Annotated in this window: 21 protein-coding genes; 11 read left to right on the forward strand and 10 right to left on the reverse strand. The window is 38.0% G+C overall.

Annotated elements, in window-relative coordinates; all coding sequences use genetic code 11:
* Positions 1 to 106: 106 nt before the first annotated feature.
* Genes ACM46_RS04965 through ACM46_RS04975 form a run of 3 tightly spaced genes read left to right on the forward strand, consistent with a single transcriptional unit; the run spans position 107 to position 3,610 of the window.
* On the forward strand, positions 107 to 1,369 hold the full coding sequence (locus ACM46_RS04965) for a serine hydrolase domain-containing protein (protein ID WP_048505459.1): 1,263 nt from the start codon (positions 107 to 109) through the stop codon (positions 1,367 to 1,369).
* A 23-nt stretch (positions 1,370 to 1,392) separates the two neighbouring features.
* A complete protein-coding gene (locus ACM46_RS04970) occupies positions 1,393 to 3,147 on the forward strand; it encodes an Ig-like domain-containing domain (RefSeq protein ID WP_048505460.1) in 1,755 nt (584 codons plus the stop codon).
* Between the two features lie 4 nt (positions 3,148 to 3,151).
* Positions 3,152 to 3,610, forward strand: a complete 459-nt coding sequence (locus ACM46_RS04975) for a heme-binding domain-containing protein (protein ID WP_048505461.1) — start codon at positions 3,152 to 3,154, stop codon at positions 3,608 to 3,610.
* Positions 3,611 to 3,682: 72 nt separating this feature from the next.
* On the opposite strand, the gene ACM46_RS04980 is transcribed toward ACM46_RS04975, so the two are convergent.
* From ACM46_RS04980 to ACM46_RS05000, 5 genes are all read right to left on the reverse strand, one after another.
* Positions 3,683 to 4,201 carry an NUDIX domain-containing protein gene (locus ACM46_RS04980; protein WP_048505462.1) on the reverse strand — a complete coding sequence of 173 codons (519 nt, stop codon included), beginning with the start codon at positions 4,199 to 4,201 and terminating at the stop codon, positions 3,683 to 3,685.
* Entirely contained in the window at positions 4,198 to 5,112 is a 915-nt protein-coding gene (xerD, locus tag ACM46_RS04985; RefSeq protein ID WP_048505463.1) for a site-specific tyrosine recombinase XerD, read from the reverse strand. Before xerD ends, ACM46_RS04980 begins: the two co-directional genes overlap by 4 nt.
* Positions 5,113 to 5,118: 6 nt before the next feature.
* Positions 5,119 to 5,541 (reverse strand): deoxycytidylate deaminase, encoded by a 423-nt coding sequence (locus tag ACM46_RS04990; protein WP_048505464.1) that lies wholly within the window; start codon positions 5,539 to 5,541, stop codon positions 5,119 to 5,121.
* A gap of 42 nt (positions 5,542 to 5,583) precedes the next feature.
* The gene (locus ACM46_RS04995; RefSeq protein ID WP_048505465.1) at positions 5,584 to 6,351 is read right to left on the reverse strand and encodes an enoyl-CoA hydratase-related protein; all 768 of its coding nucleotides are present in this window, start codon (positions 6,349 to 6,351) and stop codon (positions 5,584 to 5,586) included.
* Between the two features lie 104 nt (positions 6,352 to 6,455).
* A complete protein-coding gene (locus ACM46_RS05000; RefSeq protein ID WP_048505619.1) occupies positions 6,456 to 7,943 on the reverse strand; it encodes a catalase in 1,488 nt (495 codons plus the stop codon).
* 132 nt (positions 7,944 to 8,075) lie between these two features.
* On the opposite strand from ACM46_RS05000, the gene ACM46_RS05005 reads away from it, so the two are divergent.
* The 8 genes from ACM46_RS05005 (at position 8,076) to ACM46_RS05040 (ending at position 15,664) form a co-directional block, all read left to right on the forward strand.
* A complete protein-coding gene (locus tag ACM46_RS05005) occupies positions 8,076 to 9,026 on the forward strand; it encodes a LysR substrate-binding domain-containing protein (protein WP_048505466.1) in 951 nt (316 codons plus the stop codon).
* A gap of 232 nt (positions 9,027 to 9,258) precedes the next feature.
* Positions 9,259 to 10,539 (forward strand): methionine adenosyltransferase, encoded by a 1,281-nt coding sequence (gene metK, locus ACM46_RS05010; RefSeq protein ID WP_048505467.1) that lies wholly within the window; start codon positions 9,259 to 9,261, stop codon positions 10,537 to 10,539.
* Between the two features lie 84 nt (positions 10,540 to 10,623).
* Positions 10,624 to 11,115 (forward strand): hypothetical protein, encoded by a 492-nt coding sequence (locus tag ACM46_RS05015; protein WP_048505468.1) that lies wholly within the window; start codon positions 10,624 to 10,626, stop codon positions 11,113 to 11,115.
* Between the two features lie 198 nt (positions 11,116 to 11,313).
* A complete protein-coding gene (locus ACM46_RS05020; protein WP_048505469.1) occupies positions 11,314 to 11,904 on the forward strand; it encodes an RNA polymerase sigma factor in 591 nt (196 codons plus the stop codon).
* 202 nt (positions 11,905 to 12,106) lie between these two features.
* On the forward strand, positions 12,107 to 12,802 hold the full coding sequence (locus ACM46_RS05025) for a YjjG family noncanonical pyrimidine nucleotidase (protein ID WP_048505470.1): 696 nt from the start codon (positions 12,107 to 12,109) through the stop codon (positions 12,800 to 12,802).
* Positions 12,803 to 13,078: 276 nt separating this feature from the next.
* Complete coding sequence (locus ACM46_RS05030) at positions 13,079 to 13,528, forward strand: PepSY-like domain-containing protein (protein WP_048505471.1); 450 nt, start codon at positions 13,079 to 13,081, stop codon at positions 13,526 to 13,528.
* Positions 13,529 to 13,705: 177 nt separating this feature from the next.
* Positions 13,706 to 14,377, forward strand: a complete 672-nt coding sequence (locus tag ACM46_RS05035; protein ID WP_048505472.1) for a response regulator transcription factor — start codon at positions 13,706 to 13,708, stop codon at positions 14,375 to 14,377.
* Positions 14,378 to 15,664, forward strand: coding sequence for a sensor histidine kinase (locus ACM46_RS05040; protein WP_048505473.1), 1,287 nt, complete (start codon positions 14,378 to 14,380; stop codon positions 15,662 to 15,664). It abuts the gene before it with no gap.
* 1 nt (position 15,665) lies between these two features.
* Here ACM46_RS05040 and ACM46_RS05045 read toward each other — a convergent pair whose 3' ends face one another.
* The 5 genes from ACM46_RS05045 to ACM46_RS05065 all read right to left on the reverse strand — a co-directional run bounded on the left by ACM46_RS05045 (position 15,666) and on the right by ACM46_RS05065 (position 18,700).
* Positions 15,666 to 16,028, reverse strand: coding sequence for a hypothetical protein (locus ACM46_RS05045; protein WP_048505474.1), 363 nt, complete (start codon positions 16,026 to 16,028; stop codon positions 15,666 to 15,668).
* A gap of 70 nt (positions 16,029 to 16,098) precedes the next feature.
* Positions 16,099 to 17,067 carry a tryptophan--tRNA ligase gene (gene trpS / locus ACM46_RS05050; protein WP_048505475.1) on the reverse strand — a complete coding sequence of 323 codons (969 nt, stop codon included), beginning with the start codon at positions 17,065 to 17,067 and terminating at the stop codon, positions 16,099 to 16,101.
* A gap of 148 nt (positions 17,068 to 17,215) precedes the next feature.
* Positions 17,216 to 17,863, reverse strand: a complete 648-nt coding sequence (locus ACM46_RS05055; protein ID WP_048505476.1) for a SanA/YdcF family protein — start codon at positions 17,861 to 17,863, stop codon at positions 17,216 to 17,218.
* A 13-nt stretch (positions 17,864 to 17,876) separates the two neighbouring features.
* Positions 17,877 to 18,515 (reverse strand): lipoprotein signal peptidase, encoded by a 639-nt coding sequence (locus tag ACM46_RS05060; protein WP_048505477.1) that lies wholly within the window; start codon positions 18,513 to 18,515, stop codon positions 17,877 to 17,879.
* Positions 18,515 to 18,700: a DUF2683 family protein gene (locus ACM46_RS05065; RefSeq protein WP_048505478.1), complete on the reverse strand. Its 186-nt coding sequence runs from the start codon at positions 18,698 to 18,700 to the stop codon at positions 18,515 to 18,517. Before ACM46_RS05065 ends, ACM46_RS05060 begins: the two co-directional genes overlap by 1 nt.
* Between the last annotated feature and the right edge of the window lie 3 nt (positions 18,701 to 18,703).

Consider the following 18,703-nt stretch of genomic DNA (forward strand, 5'->3'; position numbering starts at 1 on the left):
TATTTTTCAAAAGTGTATTTAATAATGTTAAATAATTCATAATGTAGGTTGCAGATTGAAGATTTATTTTGAGTTTTATTAAATTGCTGCTCATTTTTTGATACTCATGACGACGCGTAATTTTGTACTTATTGTAACTGTTTTTTTATCCCTTATTTCCTGTAAAAAAGATGCTGAATCCAAAAAGGCTTCTGCTGAAAACACAACCAATCTTCCTAATTACGGAAACGTAGATCTGGGAACTGTATTTACCAAAGAGGACAGCCAGCTTGGGGATAAAGGATTACTCACGGGATACATTGATCAGTACTACAAAAAGATTTGGGAAGGAGGAGACCTGAGCGGAGGAATACTCGTGGCAAAAGGAGATGAAATTCTGTACGAAAATTACAGAGGTTTCGGAAGAGAAGGTAACCAGATGCCCATTGATAAAAATACGCCGCTGCATGTAGCTTCCGTATCTAAGACGCTTACCGCTATGGCCATGTTGAAATTGGTGGAAGCCGGAAAAATAAAACTTACCGATCATCTTACTCAATATTTTCCGGGATTTCCTTATCCGGACGTTACGGTACAAACCTTACTGGATCAAAGAAGCGGCCTTCCAAAATACGAATACTTCATTGCCAAAATACCACAGACTGCTGAGGAACTTTCAAAATCTTTCATTACCAATCAGGATGTGCTGAATATGATTATCAAATATAAGCCGGATCTGGCAAGAGATACGGATACAGGTTTTATGTACTGTAATACGAATTTCGCGATGCTGGCTTTGCTGATAGAAAAAGTTACGGGAACTCCTTTCCCTCAGGCAATGAAAGAAATGGTATTTCAGCCTTTGAAGATGGAGCATAGCTATATTTTCCAGGAGAAAGATATTCCTACGGCGGCACAGTCTTTCTACTATGGCGGAAACAGACTGTATCCTCTGGACAGGCTGGATCTTATTTATGGAGACAAAAATGTGTACACAACGCCAAGAGATCTTTATAATTTCTCAAAAGCTATGTTTTCTAAAGATTTCTTAAAGCCGGATCTGATGCAGATGGTTTTCACACCTTACAGCAATGAAAAAGCGGGAATGAATAATTATGGGCTAGGTTTCAGAATGAAAATCTTTGATAACGGGGAGAAGCTTACCTATCATAACGGCTGGTGGCATGGAACCAATTCCGTGTTTGCCCATCTTCTGAAATCAAAAGTAACGATTGTAGCCATTGGAAACAGATATTCAAACAAAGTATATACGGCATTGGCTCTCTCCGGATTATTCGAAAACTTTCCTGCCCAGAAAGATAAGCTGCACAGTGTAATGAACGACAATAAAGATACTTTGAACACAGGACATGAAGTTTTTGGAGAATAATGTTTAATTTTGCTTAAACATATATGAAAAGACTTCTTCTATTATTCGTTATCTGTTTTCTTGTACACTCATGTGCAAGAGTAGGAGCTCCTGTAGGCGGCCCTAAAGATACCCTGGCTCCAAAGTTTTTAAGTTCAAATATTGACACCACTAGAGTCAATGTGAAAAGAGATATTCATGAGCTCAGACTTGATTTTGACGAATATATTACTCTGAAAGACATCAATAAAAACCTGATTATTTCTCCGCCCATCAAAAACATAAAGCGGATTCTCCCTTCCAATATCGCCAATAAATTTGTGATGATTCAGTGGGAAGACACCCTTCAGGCCAATACAACCTATAATTTCAACTTTGGAAATTCAATTGTAGATAATAACGAAGCCAATATTCTCCGTTATTTTAATTTTGCTTTTTCTACTGGTGACAAGCTGGATGATCTTTATGTAAGTGGTGAAATCTCAGATGCCGTAGCGCTTAAAAAGAAGCAGGGAGAAAATAAACTGGTTGTAGGTCTTTATCAGGCAAAAGATACCATCAATTACAAACAGAAGCCTTACTATATCACAAAAGTGGATGAAGACGGGTATTATGAGCTTAATTACCTTACTCCGGGAAAATACAAAATTATTGCATTTGAAGATGAGAATGGAAATTCCATTTATGATCCGGGGAAAGAAAAAATTGGTTTCCAAAAAGAACCGTTAGATGTTGAAAAGTCGGTTTCAGGATTGAATTTAAAAGTATATCCTTCGAAAAAGCCGTTGAAATATATTGAAATGAAAGATAGCCCGGGTGGGGTTATTATGGCATTCGAAGGGAATCCGGAGACTGTGAAAGTAGCTTCCGTTAATGATAAGCTTCAGGATATTAAATTTACCCACAAACCAAAATCGGATACCGTACAGATCTGGTTCGATCCGATAAAAAGTGATGTTGGACAGACAGCCACCGAGAACCTGAAATTCAGTTACGATACCGGGAAAAAACAGGATACCGTATCCGTTTTCTATAAGTACAATAAGAAAAATGTGATGGATATTGAGAATGATAACGGAGGTCCGGGATTAGCTCCCAATTCAGATTTTAAGATAAGATCCAGCTATATCATCGACAAGATAAATCCTGAAAAGTGGGTGCTGAAAAGTGATAGCTTAACCACTCAGGAGTTTACGGCAAAAATTTCAGAAACCAATCCTTACCAGATTCTGATTCATTCGGATTTTGTACCGGGGAAAAAATACCAGCTTACCGTTCCTAAAGAAACCGTATCATCTTATTATGCTAAAAATGTTCAGTCGAAACGTTTCGATTTTGAGGCGGAAAAGGTAGATCAGTTCGGAAGCCTTGCATTTGTTATTCAGAATGCACCTGAGGCCAGTTACTGGATTCAGCTTCTGGACGCTTCGGATAAGGTGGTCTATTCAAGATATACAAAAGGAAATAACGTGAAATTTGATATCCTGAAGCCCGGTGAGTATATTGTAAGAATACTGGTAGACAACAACGGGAATAAATTCTGGGATGAAGCCGATTTTGAAACAGAAACCTTTGCGGAAGATTCTTATGTATTCTACAAGAAAGCTATTGTAAGGCCTTTATGGGAAACGAAAGAAGAATGGGACCTGAAAGATACCAGAACACTTGACAACCCTAAAGGAACCCTTCCTAAACCTGTTGTGCCTGGCGATGAGACTCCGGCAGGAACTGTTCCCACAGAAATCAAAAAAGAAGTGAAGTCAGATTCCGGAAATGCGGTATTGACTCCTGTAAAATAGAGGAATGAAAACAGTAAAAAAAGTATTGTTCTGGACGCTGGTGGTTTTTGCACTGATCCAGTTTATTCCTGTTGATAAAACGAATCAGCCTGTTGATGCTAAAGTTAATTTTGTGGATTCCAAAAAAACACCGGAAAAGATCAGCGGCCTTTTGAAAGGAGCATGTTACGACTGCCATTCCAATGAAACGGTATATCCTAAATATGCACATCTGGCGCCGGTTTCATGGTCGATAAAAAGCCATGTGAATGAAGGAAGAGAGCATCTTAACTTTTCTGTTTGGGGAACTTACAACAAAGAACTCAAGGAGAATATGCTGAACAAATCTATCCAGACCATTCAAAGCAAAACGATGCCTATGCCAGGCTATATCGTTTATCATAAAGAAGCCAATCTTTCCAATGCAGAAAGGGCGCTTCTGGTTCAGTATTTTGAAGAGATGCTGAAATCAAAATCTTACTGATATCCCCATAAAAATATCTCCCGCAGATCATGCAAAAGAGTATGATCTGCGGGAGAAAATTTTTTATAATAATTACTGACTATTCTTCAGATAATCCTCAAAAAACCTCTTCTGGGAATCAAAAGCAATATCATCAAGATCCAATGTATTCAAAGAGATCCACAATGCTTCTGATATTTCAGAGAGTTCAAGATTAACCTCGAATTTTTCCTGAACATTATATTCGTAAAAGAGATCAATGGTATTGTAATCAATATCTTTATACTGATAAATGTTGGGAAGACTGGTTAAGTATTTTAAATTTGAAATATCCACATCAAGCTGCAACTCTTCAAAAAGCTCTCTTTTGCATGTTTCCTCGGCGCTTTCCTTTGGATCTACAAAACCTCCTGCCAGATCGAGTTTTCCTTTTTTAGGATCCCGGTTTCTTCTGGTCAGATAAATTTCGTTACCACATCGGATAACAACAGCTACCGCACCGGCAACATTATTATAGAGAGTGAAACCACACTCGGGACAGCTCCATTTCTTTTCACCGTCCCAATGAAGGGTTTCTTTGCCGCAGTTGGGGCAGTATTTCAATAATTTCATTGAGTAATGTTAATATTTCTCGGGTGATAACTCAAAATCACATCCCGAAGTTCTTCTGTCTTCAGATGGGTATAGATCTCCGTGGTGGTAATACTGGAATGTCCCAGCATTTCCTGGATGTAGCGAAGGTCTGCTCCATTCTGTAACAGGTGTGTTGCAAAAGAATGTCTGAACGTATGTGGAGATATCTTTTTGCTTACGCCTGCTTTGTCCGTAAGTTCCTTGATGATCAGAAATACGATCACCCTGGACATAGATGTTCCGCGGCTGTTAAGAAACAGCGTATCCTCATATTTTTTATTGATCTTGTTGTTTGAACGTACTTCTTTGATGTAAGTTTCCAAAAGGTCAGCAGTATAATCTGCCAAAGGAACGAAGCGGGTTTTGTTTCCTTTTCCGTTTACTTTGATATACTGTTCTTTGAAATTAATGTTCGAAATTTTAAGGTCAATAAGTTCTGAGACACGTAACCCGCATCCGTAAAGAACTTCAATGATACAATGATTTCTCTTTCCGAGGTCAGAATTTGCCTCGATGGCTGCGATAATCTTATTGATATCAGGCAGGCTCAAGGTGTCAGGAAGATATAGTCCCAGTTTTGGTCCTTCAAGCAAAGCCGCAGGATTGTCTTCCCTGAACTCATCTTCAAGAAGAAACTTGAAGAAGGCTTTTATAGAAGAAATCCATCTTGCCTGAGATCTTTCACTGAACTTTTGTTTGGAAAGATTGAATATATACTCCTGTAAGTTTTCGTAGCCGATAGCGTCTGGACCGACGTTTTCCAGATCCACTTCTGCATAATCTTTTAATTTCCTGATGTCCCGAATATAGGCATCAAGGGTGTTTTCTGAAAAATTTCTTTCGAAACGAAGAAATATTTCAAAATCTTTGATCTTTTCATCCCAAGTCATTTGTGCTTATTTTTTTAGTTCACAGTCCGATATTTGTTCTATTTCAATGTTATGGTTCCTCAGGAACGATATCCCGTCGTCATCCGAATATTCATTAATAAACACCAATCTTGTAATTCCTGCCTGCAGAATCAGTTTGCTGCATTCTTTGCAGGGAGACAGCGTTAAATATAACGTGGCTCCTTTTGCAGACTGAGTGGAAGCGGCCAGCTTTAATATCGCATTGGCTTCCGCATGAAGTACATACCAGTGTGTTTTCCCCTCTTCATCTTCACAGCAGTTTTCGAACCCCGAAGGAGTTCCGTTGTAACCATCTGAAATAATCATCCTATCTTTTACGATAAGTGCTCCTACCTGTTTTCTCTTACAGTAGGATAGTTTTGCCCACTCTTGGGCCATTTTTAGATAAGCTTTGTCAAACTTATTCATACCGCAACATTAGTTTTTTCGAAATAATTTGGATTAAAAATCTTAGAAGCTAGGCTTTCTTTTCTCTATGAAAGCTGTAACTCCTTCTTTCTTGTCTGCCATGTCAAAAAGCTCTCCGAAATATTTGATTTCAGATTCAAAACCTTTATCCGTATCAGACAAGTTTACGGCTTGGATTGCCTTTGATATAGCCATCGGTGAGTTGTTGGCTATGATACTCGCTAATTCTTTTGTTTTGGTTAATAATTCTTCAATAGGGTATACTTCATTTACCAATCCTATTTCCTTTGCTTTTTGAGCAGGAATCATTTTGGCAGAGAAGATCATTTCGTTGGCGATGCCTTTTCCTACAAGTTTAGGAAGTCTTTGGGTTCCTCCGTAACCGGGAATTAATCCTAGTGTTACTTCCGGAAGCCCCAGTCTGGCATTCTCTGATGCATATCTGATATGACACGCCATAGCAAGCTCTAAACCTCCTCCTAGTGCAAATCCGTTTACGGCTGCAATAACAGGTTTAGACATATTTTCAATTTTGTTGAACAGGATGTTGTGTCCGTTTCTGGCCAATTCTTCGGCTTTTTCCTGTCCAAAATCACTGAATTCTTTTATATCAGCTCCGGCTACGAATGATTTTTCACCGCTTCCTGTAATAATGATTACTCTACAGGCTTGGTCCGCGGCAAGCTCATCCATCACTGAGCTGATCTCTTGAATCGTTTTTGCATTTAAAGCATTTAAGCTTTGTGGTCTGTTTATAATAACGACAGCCTGGCTGCCTTCCTTTTCTAATAATATATTTTCGTAACTCATTTTTCCACTTTAAAATATTATTTTCTGCAAATTATAAATTTTTTACAAAAAAAAGGAAAAAATATTGATTTTTTTTCCTTTTAATTGATTTATCTTTCAAAATACTATTTCGAATGATTCATCATATTTGCATCTATATTGATATTTAGCTGAGATGCTACTTTCATGCCAAGTTCAATATTAGCCCTGAAAAAGTGACATAGCTGCCGGTTAATAATCTCATCTTTTTTTGGTCCGGATATCCCTTTCATGCTTCCTACGATGTTGCTGATTAAGTGTTCTCTATCTTCAGCAGTCATGGATTTGGTATACAGTAAGCCGGGTTGGGTGTAATGGTCATCGTCATTTTCATTCCTGTTGTAGCTCGCCACATGGGCGCTGTCCAGTTCGTATTCATACCCTTTGTAAGCCGGGTCCGGTTTAATATCATCAAAGCTGTTTGGGTAATAATTCGGCTTGTCCTGATATTCACTGGAATCTGCCATAAAGCCATCTCTCTGATAGTTGTTGACTGCAAATGGACATCTGTTTACTTCCAGCTGATGAGCATTCACCCCAACTCTGTATCGGTGAGCATCCGGATAAGAGAACAGTCTTCCCTGAAGCATTTTATCCGGAGAAAAGCTGATTCCGTTGATCAGATTGCTTGGAGAGAACGTAGATTGTTCAACATGAGCAAAATAATTGACTGGAATTTCGTTCAGTTCCATTTCTCCCACTTCAATCAATGGAAAGTCATCATGGAACCACACTTTTGTAATGTCAAAAGGATTCCATCTGAAAGCTTTGGCTTGTTCCTCAGTCATTACCTGGATATACATCGTCCATTTTGGAAAATCTCCGTTTTCAATGGCATTGCAAAGATCTTCCTGAGCAAAATCCGGATTCTCTCCCGCCATTTTTGCCGCTTCAGCATCCGTAAAGTTTTTAATTCCCTGCTTTGTTTTGAAATGGAATTTTACCCATACTCTTTCATTTTTATCATTGATCATGGCAAAAGTATGAGACCCGAATCCATGCATATGTCTGTATCCGTGAGGTGTTCCTCTATCGGACATCAAAATAAGAACCTGGTGAAGAGATTCAGGGTTCAGGCTCCAGAAATCCCACATCATGGCTGCACTTTTCAAATTGGTTTTCGGAACCCTTTTCTGGGTATGAATAAAGTCCGGGAATTTTTTGGCATCCTTGATGAAAAATATCGGAGTATTGTTTCCTACCAGATCCCAGTTTCCTTCTTCCGTATAAAATTTTAAAGCAAAACCTCTTGGATCTCTTGCCGTGTCCGCACTTCCTTTTTCTCCTCCTACGGTAGAAAAGCGGGCAAACATTCTGCATGAGTTTCCTACTTTTGAAAATAATCCGGCTTTGGTATACTGGCTGATGTCATGGGTAACGGTAAATGTTCCATAAGCACCGCTTCCTTTAGCGTGTACAATTCTTTCAGGGATTCTTTCCCTAACAAAGTGCGCAAGATTTTCCTGAAGGATAAAATCCTGTAGCAGCACAGGGCCTCTTGGTCCTACGGTTTGTGAGTCCTGATGCTCAAAATAAGGAGCGCCATTGCTCAGCGTTAATTTTTTAGAATCCATATAGTTATGATTTGTTTGGTTGATTTCCCTTGTAAACTGTCTTATGCAGACGTATGAATTATCAAATTTACTTGAATTTTTGATTACAAATAGCAAAAACATTTTATCTTTGTAATAGATAATATTAATCAGATGAACATTCAGCAACTGGAGTATCTTATCGCTGTAGATAAGTACAAACATTTTGGTAAAGCGGCTCAGGCGTGCTTTATTACGCAGCCCACGTTAAGTGCGATGATACAAAAATTTGAGGATGAACTGGATGTGAAGGTGTTCGACAGAACTACACACCCGATCCGTACTACAGATGTGGGGCTTCAAATCATTGATCAGGCTAAGGTAATTATAGAATCTGTCAATGAGCTGAAAAATAAGGCTAATCTTTTGAATAATATTTTGGGCGGAACAATCAATTTAGGGATTATTCCTACCGTTTCTTCTTTCATTTTACCAACGGAAATCTTTAAATTTTTGGAAGAGAATCCTAAAATTCAGATGAACGTAAAAGAAATGACCACGGATAATATCATCAAAGCTTTAAAAGCGGGTGAGCTGGATGCGGGAATCATTTCAACGCCTTATGATACGGCGGACGAGTTTTATCAGGATTTCCTTTTCAATGAAGAACTGATGATCTACAGCTCCAATACGGAAGCCAATAAAAAGAACTCCTATATCATTCCTGAAGAGCTTAATGTTGAAAAAGTATGGCTTCTGGAAGAAGGAAACTGTTTGAGAAATCAGTTTGAGAATATCTGCCACCTGAAAGAAAATACACTGAAGCCAAAAAACCTGGATTTCCTGGCTTCCAATATTCAGACTTTGGTACATATGGTAGATAAGGTAGGAGGAATCAGCATTCTGCCGGAATTGGCATTGAGCCAGCTTTCTGAAGATCAGAAGGAGAATGTATTCAGATTCAAAAAACCTTTCCCTTACAGAGAAATTAAAATCATTTATTATAAGCCTACCTTCAAGCAGAAAATTATAGATGAATTATCCCATTCTATAAAAAGTTCTTTAGAGCTGAAGCTTAATTACCACATCAATCCTAAGGAATTTGTGAGCATTAAGCCGCAATGAACGAAGAAGGCAGCAAAGTGATATAAATCATTAATTTTAAGAATTTTATAATTTATAAGCGAAATTTTTGAGTATTAAAAAAATACTCCTTAAATTTGCAGACGTTTATAAACGAGGAAAAATTTGACCTGATTGCAACCTCTCTAAAAAAATGCTAAAACAGTATTCTTTTTCTGGGCAATTTATTCTTATTTTTCTTCACTTATTTTAATCTAAAAAAACAAAGAATAATATGTCTTATCTATTTACATCTGAATCCGTTTCAGAAGGACATCCGGATAAAATTGCCGATCAGATTTCCGATGCACTAATCGACCATTTCTTAGCATACGATAAAAATTCAAAAGTAGCGTGTGAAACTTTGGTAACTACCGGACAGGTTGTACTTGCCGGAGAAGTAAAGTCCGATGCTTACCTTGATGTTCAGACCATTGCAAGAGACGTGATCAACGGAATTGGCTATACCAAAGGAGAATATATGTTCAACGGTGATTCTTGCGGGGTAATCTCTGCGATTCATGAGCAGTCTCCGGATATCAATCAGGGAGTGGACAGAGCTGTAAACGACGAATCTTTCGAAGCGAAGGCTAACGCACAGGGTGCCGGTGACCAGGGAATGATGTTTGGATATGCAACCAACGAGACGGCTAATTATATGCCTCTTGCTTTGGATCTTGCCCACACGATCCTTAAAGAACTTTCTGTATTGAGAAGAGATGGAAGCGAAATTGCTTACCTTCGTCCGGATGCGAAAAGCCAGGTAACGATTGAGTATTCTGATGACCACAAGCCGGTAAGAATTGACTCTATCGTTGTATCTACACAGCATGATGACTTCGGAACTGAAGAAGAGATGCTGAACAAAATTCGTGAAGACATCAAAAATATTCTGGTTCCTAGAGTAATTGCTCAGCAGACTGAAGAAATCAAAGCGTTATTCAACGATCAGATCAAATACCACATCAACCCTACTGGGAAGTTTGTAATCGGTGGTCCTCACGGAGATACAGGTCTTACGGGAAGAAAAATTATTGTAGATACTTACGGAGGAAAAGGAGCTCACGGTGGTGGTGCTTTCTCAGGAAAAGATCCTTCTAAAGTAGACAGAAGTGCTGCGTATGCTACAAGACATATCGCCAAGAACTTAGTAGCTGCAGGAGTAGCAGACGAGGTTTTGGTACAGGTTTCTTACGCTATTGGTGTTGCTGAGCCTTGCGGTTTATACATCAATACTTACGGAACTTCAAAAGTGGCTCTTAACGACGGGGAAATTGCTAAGAAAGTTTCTACGATTTTCGATTTGAGACCTTATGCTATCGAGCAGAACCTGAAATTAAGAAACCCTATCTATCTGGAGACGGCTTCTTACGGGCACATGGGGAAAGAACACTATACCGCTGACAAAACATTTAATAAAGGTCAGAAAAATGAAATTACCCTTACAGGTCTTGAGTTCTTTACCTGGGAAAAACTAGACAAAGTAGACGAAATTAAAGCCGCTTTCGGTATTTAATTCTTCTGCGGAAATAATAAAATGGACTGCTTTATCTTTGGATAAGGCAGTTTTTTTTAATTTTACACCTTAAATAATTTAGAGATGATGAATTTTAGATCAGCAGTCACTGTACTTTTTATCTTTTTCCTGAGCATAGCGGCTAAGGCGCAGTACACCATGCACAAAATGGTGAGTGTAGGATATACCTACCAGAATCAGAGCTTTGGAGAGGTAGGAGGGAAGTTGCTTTTCCTGAAGAATGACGATGTGATCTACAGGCTTGGAGGATCTGCTTTAATGGGATCTGCCGGCTCTAAATTTGCCATCATGCCCAAACTGCAGGCAGATGTCATGCTGAATTTTGAAAAAAATGTAGATTTTTACCATGCTTATTATCTTTTATTAGGTGCTGAAGGAACCAATAAGTATATTGCTCCCAAAGTAGGAGTTACTCTTTTTGGTCTTTTAGACCTTACGGGAGGTTATGCTTTTCCCATTGGAGATGCCCGTCTGAACGGAAAGGAACTGAAAGGTTTAAATGTTAATTTAACATTAAATATCCCTACCGTATTTATTCATGATATGTTTAAATGATTTTTTTTATATTTTTCTCGTAAAAATTTAATAAAAGGTTAACAGTTATTAAAAAATTATTATATTTACACCCATAATAATTGTACCGCCTATTGATTTTACTTTACTCTAAAGAACTGTTTTGTATTTACAGCTAGGGCCAGATAAAATATCTGGAGAATTGCTGGTCTGCAAATTTTTTTATTATTGAGAAGAGTTATGAAATCAAAAACGGACAGCCTACTAATTTCCCTTTACCAAAAAGGAGACGAAGAAGCCCTATCGGCTCTTATTCATCGTCATCAGAGAGAACTGTTTACATTCATTTTTTACAAAATTAATGATGAAGACCTTGCCAACGATGTTTTCCAGGATACCTTTGTGAAAATCATCCTGATGCTGAAAGAAGGACGGTATAACGAAGAAGGCAAATTTATTCTTTGGGCCAAGAGAATTGCACACAACCTTATCATCGATCATTTCAGACTGAAATCGAAAAACGTAAAAGTTTCTGAAACCACTTTTGAAACAGACGAGTATTCTATTTTTGATCTGATCAGAGAGCCTTCTGAAAATATTGAAGATCAGCTGGTAAGCCTTCAGATCCAGGAAGATCTTTTGAAAATGCTTCAGTTTCTGCCACAGAACCAGCAGGAAGTCATTAAACTAAGATTTTTTGACGGGCTGAGCTTCAAGGAAATTGCAGATCATACCAATATGAGCATCAATACCACCCTGGGAAGAGTGCGTTATGCGCTCATTAACCTGAGAAAAATCATGGACGAAAATAATATTGTATTGACACGGTAGGATAATAAATTCAAAAAATTCACGTTTAAAGGAAAACATACTAGCCTATGAAAAAAAATGATTCCTTAAAAGTGAAAACTTTGAAACCTAAGAAACAAACAATTGATTTTTTACTGAATTTCTCAAAAAGTGTTGAAGTTGTAAAGACTAAAAGCAAGAATTTCCCGATTTCCAAAAATTAAAAAGAGTAATTTTGTGCTGTATGAAAATTCAGCACATTTTTTTTGATCTGGACAATACGCTCTGGGATCATCGTAAGAACGCCTATCTTACCATAAAAGACCTTTTTGAAAAGCAGGAAATTACCTTACATTATAACATCGACTTTGAAAGCTTCCATACGGTTTACCATGAGATCAATGAAAGGCTCTGGGAGCAGATCCGTGATGGCCTTATTGATAAAGAGTATCTGAGAAAGCATCGTTTCTATGATACTTTTAAACATTTTGGAGTAGATGATGAAGAACTTTCCCAGTATTTTGAAGAACATTTTCTGGATAAAATCCTTAACCACAACGAGCTGGTAGAAGGAGCGGAATACATTCTGGAATATCTGAAATCCAAACACTACACGCTGCACGTGATTTCCAACGGATTCCAGGAAGTTACGGAAAGAAAATGCATCTTATCCGGTATTGACAAGTATTTTAAAACCATTACCAGCGCAGATTCTGTAGGAGTGAGAAAACCCAATCCAAAAATCTTTGAATATTCATTAGGGCTTGCAGAAGCTCATAAGGAAGAAAGTATCCTGATTGGTGACGACTGGATTGCAGATGTGGTAGGTTCCCAAAATTTTGGACTGGATGTCATCTTCTTCGATGTTTATAAGGAAAACAGACAGGAAGAAGGATTGAAAGTCATTACCCATCTTTTACAGATCAAAGAATACCTATAAAATATTCTTACTACCCTTATCCTTGTCAAGGTTCAAAACCTTGACAAGGATAATAAAAACTATCCGGTAATTCAACAACTTCCGCCTTCTTGCTCGCATTTTCCTTTCATTATTGAAAACTCAGGCTAAAGTATTTTCTTAAACTCTTACCAGATCTTAAAGCTTCAATTATTTTTCACTATTCACTATTCACTATTCACTATTCACTTGTTCCTAATTCTTTCCTAAATTGATTCTGAACTTTGCTCCATCATAAAGACAGAAAAAATTTACATTATGAAAAATTTAAAAAAAATTACCGGAGCATTTGTTTTATTCTTTTTATTCGCAGGCGGATTTATTTTTGCACAGGACAGAGCGATTAATGCCAATCAGTTGCCTAAAACAGCCAAGAACTTCCTTGCCTTACATTTTAAAGGAATTGACGTGGGGTCGGCTACGGAAGACCGCGAGATCTATGGCGTTGATGAATACAAAGTATATCTGGCGAATGGAGTAAAAGTGGAATTCGACAGCAAAGGAAACTGGAAAGAGGTAGACGGAAAACATCAGAAACTTCCCTATGGATTTATTCCTGCTTCCATCAGAAACTATGCCGCTAAAAACTTCCCGAATACCTATGTGATCAAAATAGAAAAAGAAAGATGGTCTTATAAAGCTGAACTTTCTAACGGACTGGATCTTGAATTCGACAGAGATGGAAATTTCAAAAGAATTGATGATTAATTCAACAAAAAAATAGAGTTGAGGAAGTTGGAGAGTGGAAGTTTTTAAAGTGATAATATCTATTGTAAAAATAGCTATAAGAAGGAAGCCAAACGCGTTTTTTCCTGAAATAACTTCCACGCTCCGGTTTTTCTTCCTGCTTTGTATTCCCTATATTTGATAAGCCAATACTGCAGAATGAAGATATTAATAGTAGAAGATGAGCCGGAACTGAAAAATACAGTCCAGACTTTTTTGGAAGCAGAGCATTTTATTGTGGAATTTGCCCTTACCTATCATGCCGGACTTGAAAAAATTATTTCTTATGAATACGACTGTATTCTTCTGGATATTATGCTGCCGGACGGAAGCGGAATGGATCTGCTGAGAGAAATTAAAAAACTTCATAAAAAGGATCCCGTTATTATTTTGTCCGCAAAGGATTCCGTAGATGATAAAGTTGCCGGACTTGAGATAGGTGCGGATGATTATCTGGCGAAACCATTTCACCTTGCAGAGCTGATGGCCAGAATACGGTCTGTCATCAGAAGAAAAAACCAGGACGGTGAAAACACGATCTCTTATAAAAATATTGTCATTGATCCGGAAAACAGAACCGTTAAAGTAGGTAACGAAGATCTGATCCTAAACCGTAAAGAATATGATCTTCTCTACTATTTTGTGATTCATCCGGAGAAAACACTGCAGAAAACAACCCTGGCTGAAGCGATCTGGGGAGATTATATAGATCAGGCGGACAGTCTGGATTTTATTTACTCACAAATTAAAAATCTTCGTAAAAAGCTGAAAACACTCCATGCAGAAGCCGATTTTCAGGCGGTTTACGGAATAGGATATAAATTAGTCTGAATGAAAGTTTCGTTAAAATACTACACCATCAAATACCTGATCGTTATCCTGCTGCTTATTATTGCAGTGTGGGCGGCTCTGTTCTACGCCTATATTCTGGATGAGGTCTATGATAATGTAGATGATGGGCTTAAAGACAGAAAAATACAGATTATTAAAGCGGTATATCACGATCCTAAGCTCCTGGACAGCAAAGATTTCGGATTTAATGAGTTTACAATCAAAGCTGTTTCTGAAGCTGAGTATAAAGAAAAGAACAGATTATACAATAAGATGTTCTATATGGAATATGATGACAAGGACCAGCCTTACCGCGTATTGGAGACTGATTTTATCGACCAGTTCGGAAAACGCCAGCGCCTTGAAATACGAACATCCACCGTAGAGCAGGACGAGCTGGTGTATGATCTTACAACGGCTCTTATTGTGCTCTATATTCTGCTTGTCATAAGTATTGTAGCGGTTAATGGTTATCTCCTGAATAAAGCCATGCGTCCTTTTTATGTCATCTTGAATCGCCTCAAAAAATACCAGTTTGGCGCTTCATCTTCTTCACCGGAAATTCAGAATTATTCCATCAAAGAGTTTGAAGAGCTCAACGTAGAGATCGAAGAGATGATAGAGCGGAACGAACTTGTTTTTCATCAACAGAAACAGTTTATAGAAAATGCTTCTCATGAACTTCAGACACCTCTGGCTATCGTTACCAATAAAATTGATCTGGCCATTCAGAACAGCGATCTGGATGAAAGGAATATGAATTTCCTTACCGAAGTGAAAGGAGATCTGAGACGGATGGCAGGATTGAATAAATCCCTTCTGATGCTTTCAAAAATAGAGAACAGCCAGTTTAATAAAACCTCAAAAGTGGATTTCAATGAAATGATTACGGAGCTGGTTAAAAACTATGAAGATTTTATTGAATTCAAAAAAATAAAAGTCAGTATTATCGAAAAAGGATTCTTCGGTGCTGACTTTAACCGGGATCTTGCGGAAATTCTGCTTTCCAATCTGCTTAAAAATGCAGTCAGATATAATCGCCAGGAAGGCAGTGTGAAAATTATTATAGAAGAGAGCAGACTGATCTTTCAGAATAGCGGTAGTAGCGTTCCATTGGACAAAACACAGATCTTCAATCGTTTTTACAAACAGGGTTCAGATCACAGTTCTACCGGGCTGGGGCTGTCTATTATCAGGACTATAACAAAACAATATCCCGGTTGGGGTATCGTCTATGATTTTGAAGATGGGATGCACTGTTTTATTCTTTCTAAAAATCAAATGTAATTTATTTTTCCTGAATTAAAATATTGGGAAATGAAGCGGGATGATCTTTAAACAGATACCGGTATCTGGAATCTTCATAGATACTCATAATAAACCTGTCCCCATCATTGTTCTTAACTTGATGAAAGCTTTTAAGATCAATAAAATCTTTTAATTCAAAAACCTGGTCTTTGTATAGAACGTAGTTGAAAAAGCGGGTAACTTTTCCTGAGTCTTCGGGATTTCTGCTTTTAAGAATGATGGTATGTTTTAAGAACAAATCATTTTTATTTTTATAAATCAATTCGTCCTTAATATTCATGTAATGAGGTTCTTTTTTGCATGAAGTCAAAACAAGAAGAATAAGTAACCCTATATTTTTCATTACAATAAAATTACAAAAAAATAAAAGCCTTTCGATAGGAAAGGCTTTTTTTATATTTAAATAGCAGGGATTAAATTCCCAGGCTTGCTCTTACTCTTTTAATGGTTTCAGTAGCAACCACTCTTGTTTTTGATGCACCTTCCTGAAGTTTAGCTTCAAGCTCATCCAGGTTGTTCATATAGTAAGCGAACATTTCTCTTTCTTTGGCAAAACGGGTTAAAATCAGATTGAGCAGCTCAAGTTTAGCGTGTCCGTAACCGAAGTTTCCGGCCAGATATTTAGCTCTTAATTCTTCCGTTTGTTCAGGAGTGGCAATCAGTTCGTAAATCGCGAAAATCTTATCTGTTTCAGGATCTTTTGGTTCTTCCAGAGCTTTAGAATCGGTTTCTATGCTCATTACCTGCTTTTTCAGTTCCTTTTCCGGTAAGAAAATGTTGATGATATTTCCCATGGATTTAGACATTTTACGGCCATCTGTTCCGGGAACATATTTCGTGTCTTCCTGAAGCTCAGACTGAGGCAGTACAAAAACTTCCCCCATCTGATTGTTGAACCTTGAAGCTACATCACGCGCGATTTCCAAATGCTGAAGCTGATCTTTTCCAACGGGAACAATTTCCGCGTCATACAGTAAAATATCTGCTGCCATCAGAATAGGGTAAGTAAACAGTCCGGCGTTCACATCCTGAAGCCTGTCTGCCTTATCCTTAAATGAATGAGCAAGCGTTAATCTTTGATACGGAAAGAAACATGATAAATGCCAAGATAGTTCACAGGTTTCAGGGATATCACTCTGTCTGTAAAAATATGTTTTTTCTGTATCCAGTCCACAAGCAAGCCAAGCCGCAGCAATCTCGTAGGTATTCTGTTTTAAGACCTTCGCATCTTTAATCTGGGTAAGAGAGTGAAGATTCGCAATAAATAAAAATGATTCATTTCCTTCCTGCTTGGAAAGTTCAATAGCAGGAATAATCGCCCCAAGCAGATTTCCAAGATGGGGTGTTCCGGTGGCTTGAATGCCGGTAAGAATTCTTGACATTTGTTTTTTGTTTATTAAAAATTAATGAATAGCAAATTTACGAGGTTTTGCGGAATAAATCTGAAAAATTCAAGGATTAAAAAATGGTATGCAGAAAAAGAAAAAATTACCAAATCATCACATCGCCACATTAACACATCATCACATCCTATGAAGGAATCATAATCTTTTCCCCTCCGAATTTCGGCTGCACCCCGAAAAGCAGATCCCAGTACACCTTCGCCTTCGCAAGGTATTCTCTCAGGTTGGTTTTTAAGCCGGCATATTTGTTCACATCTGCCGCATTGAATCCGAAAGCTTCCATCCCGTTTTCTCTTGCCAGGAAAACAGCTCTCTCGTTGTGAAACTTCTGCGAAATGATCACCAGTTGATGCTGCCCGAAAATATCTTTAGCTCTGATAACAGAATCCAGGGTTCTGAATCCGGCATGATCCATTACAATTCTGTTCTGAGAGATACCGCGCTGCATCAGTGCAAGCTGCATATCTTCAGGTTCATTGTAGTCCTTGCGGCTGTTGTCTCCGCTTACGATGATGTATTCTATTTTTCCGCTTTTATAAAGATCTGCGGCAGCCTGTATTCTGTTATCAAAATAAGCGTTGGGCATTCCGTTGCTTAATGTTTTTCCGGTTCCGAGGAGTAGGGCCACTTTTGTTTTGGGAATATCAGCCATTTTGTAAGAAACAAATGTGCTGCTTTCTTTTTTGATGCTGTAGTTGGCCCAGACTATAAAAATAATTCCCGCCACAAGAAGAAGCAGGAAAAATTTAAAAATATTTTTGATTACTCTTTTCATTCGGAATACTGTTCTAAAACTCAAGTCCGTTCGGGAAAGCTTTTTTTCTGAATATTAATAAAAATGCAGCGCCTATCGTAATGGCAGAATCAGCTACATTGAAGATGTATTTAAAAAATTCAATATGCTTGCCCCCGATTAATGGGATGTTTTCAGGAACATACCAGTCTACCAGAGGAAAGTGAAGCATATCTACCACACATCCTTTCATGAAAGCAGAATAGCCCTGTCCTACAGGAACAAATTTTGAAATACCGCCGTATCCTATCCATCGGTCGATACTTGGGTCATAAACTGTTCCGCTGTCGAAAATAAGCCCGTAAAACATGCCGTCGATAATATTTCCGATAGCTCCGGCAAAAATAATAGCCATTGGAATCAGAAGATAATTGGAAGCCCCCTGTTTCAGCCATTTTTTGAACATATAAACCATTCCTCCAATCAGAAAAAGTCTCAGGATGACCAGGAAATATTTTCCGATAATTCCTCCGAAATGAAGCCCGTAAGCCATTCCCGGATTCTCTACGAAAGTCAGCTTAAAGCCCGGAAGAACAGAAACGCTGTCGTCCAGGTTGAAATGGGTTTTGATGTAAATTTTCGAAGCCTGATCAATTAACAATACCAGAAATGTTATAGCTAAGATCTTTTTCATTACAATCCTTTTGGTTTAGATGGTTTTTCAGGGTTTTTCTTATCGAAAACTTTCTTGGCCACCTTTTCTGTATGGAACGTGTTTTTGGTATGAGCCTTTTCAAATTTAATGTTCATTTCTTTTAAAACACTTTTCAGTGCGCTCAGTTCCATAGGATTTTTAGGATGTACTATGATAGATTCCATTTT

The sequence above is a fragment of the Chryseobacterium angstadtii genome, from assembly GCF_001045465.1.
In the GTDB taxonomy this organism is placed as follows: domain Bacteria; phylum Bacteroidota; class Bacteroidia; order Flavobacteriales; family Weeksellaceae; genus Chryseobacterium; species Chryseobacterium angstadtii.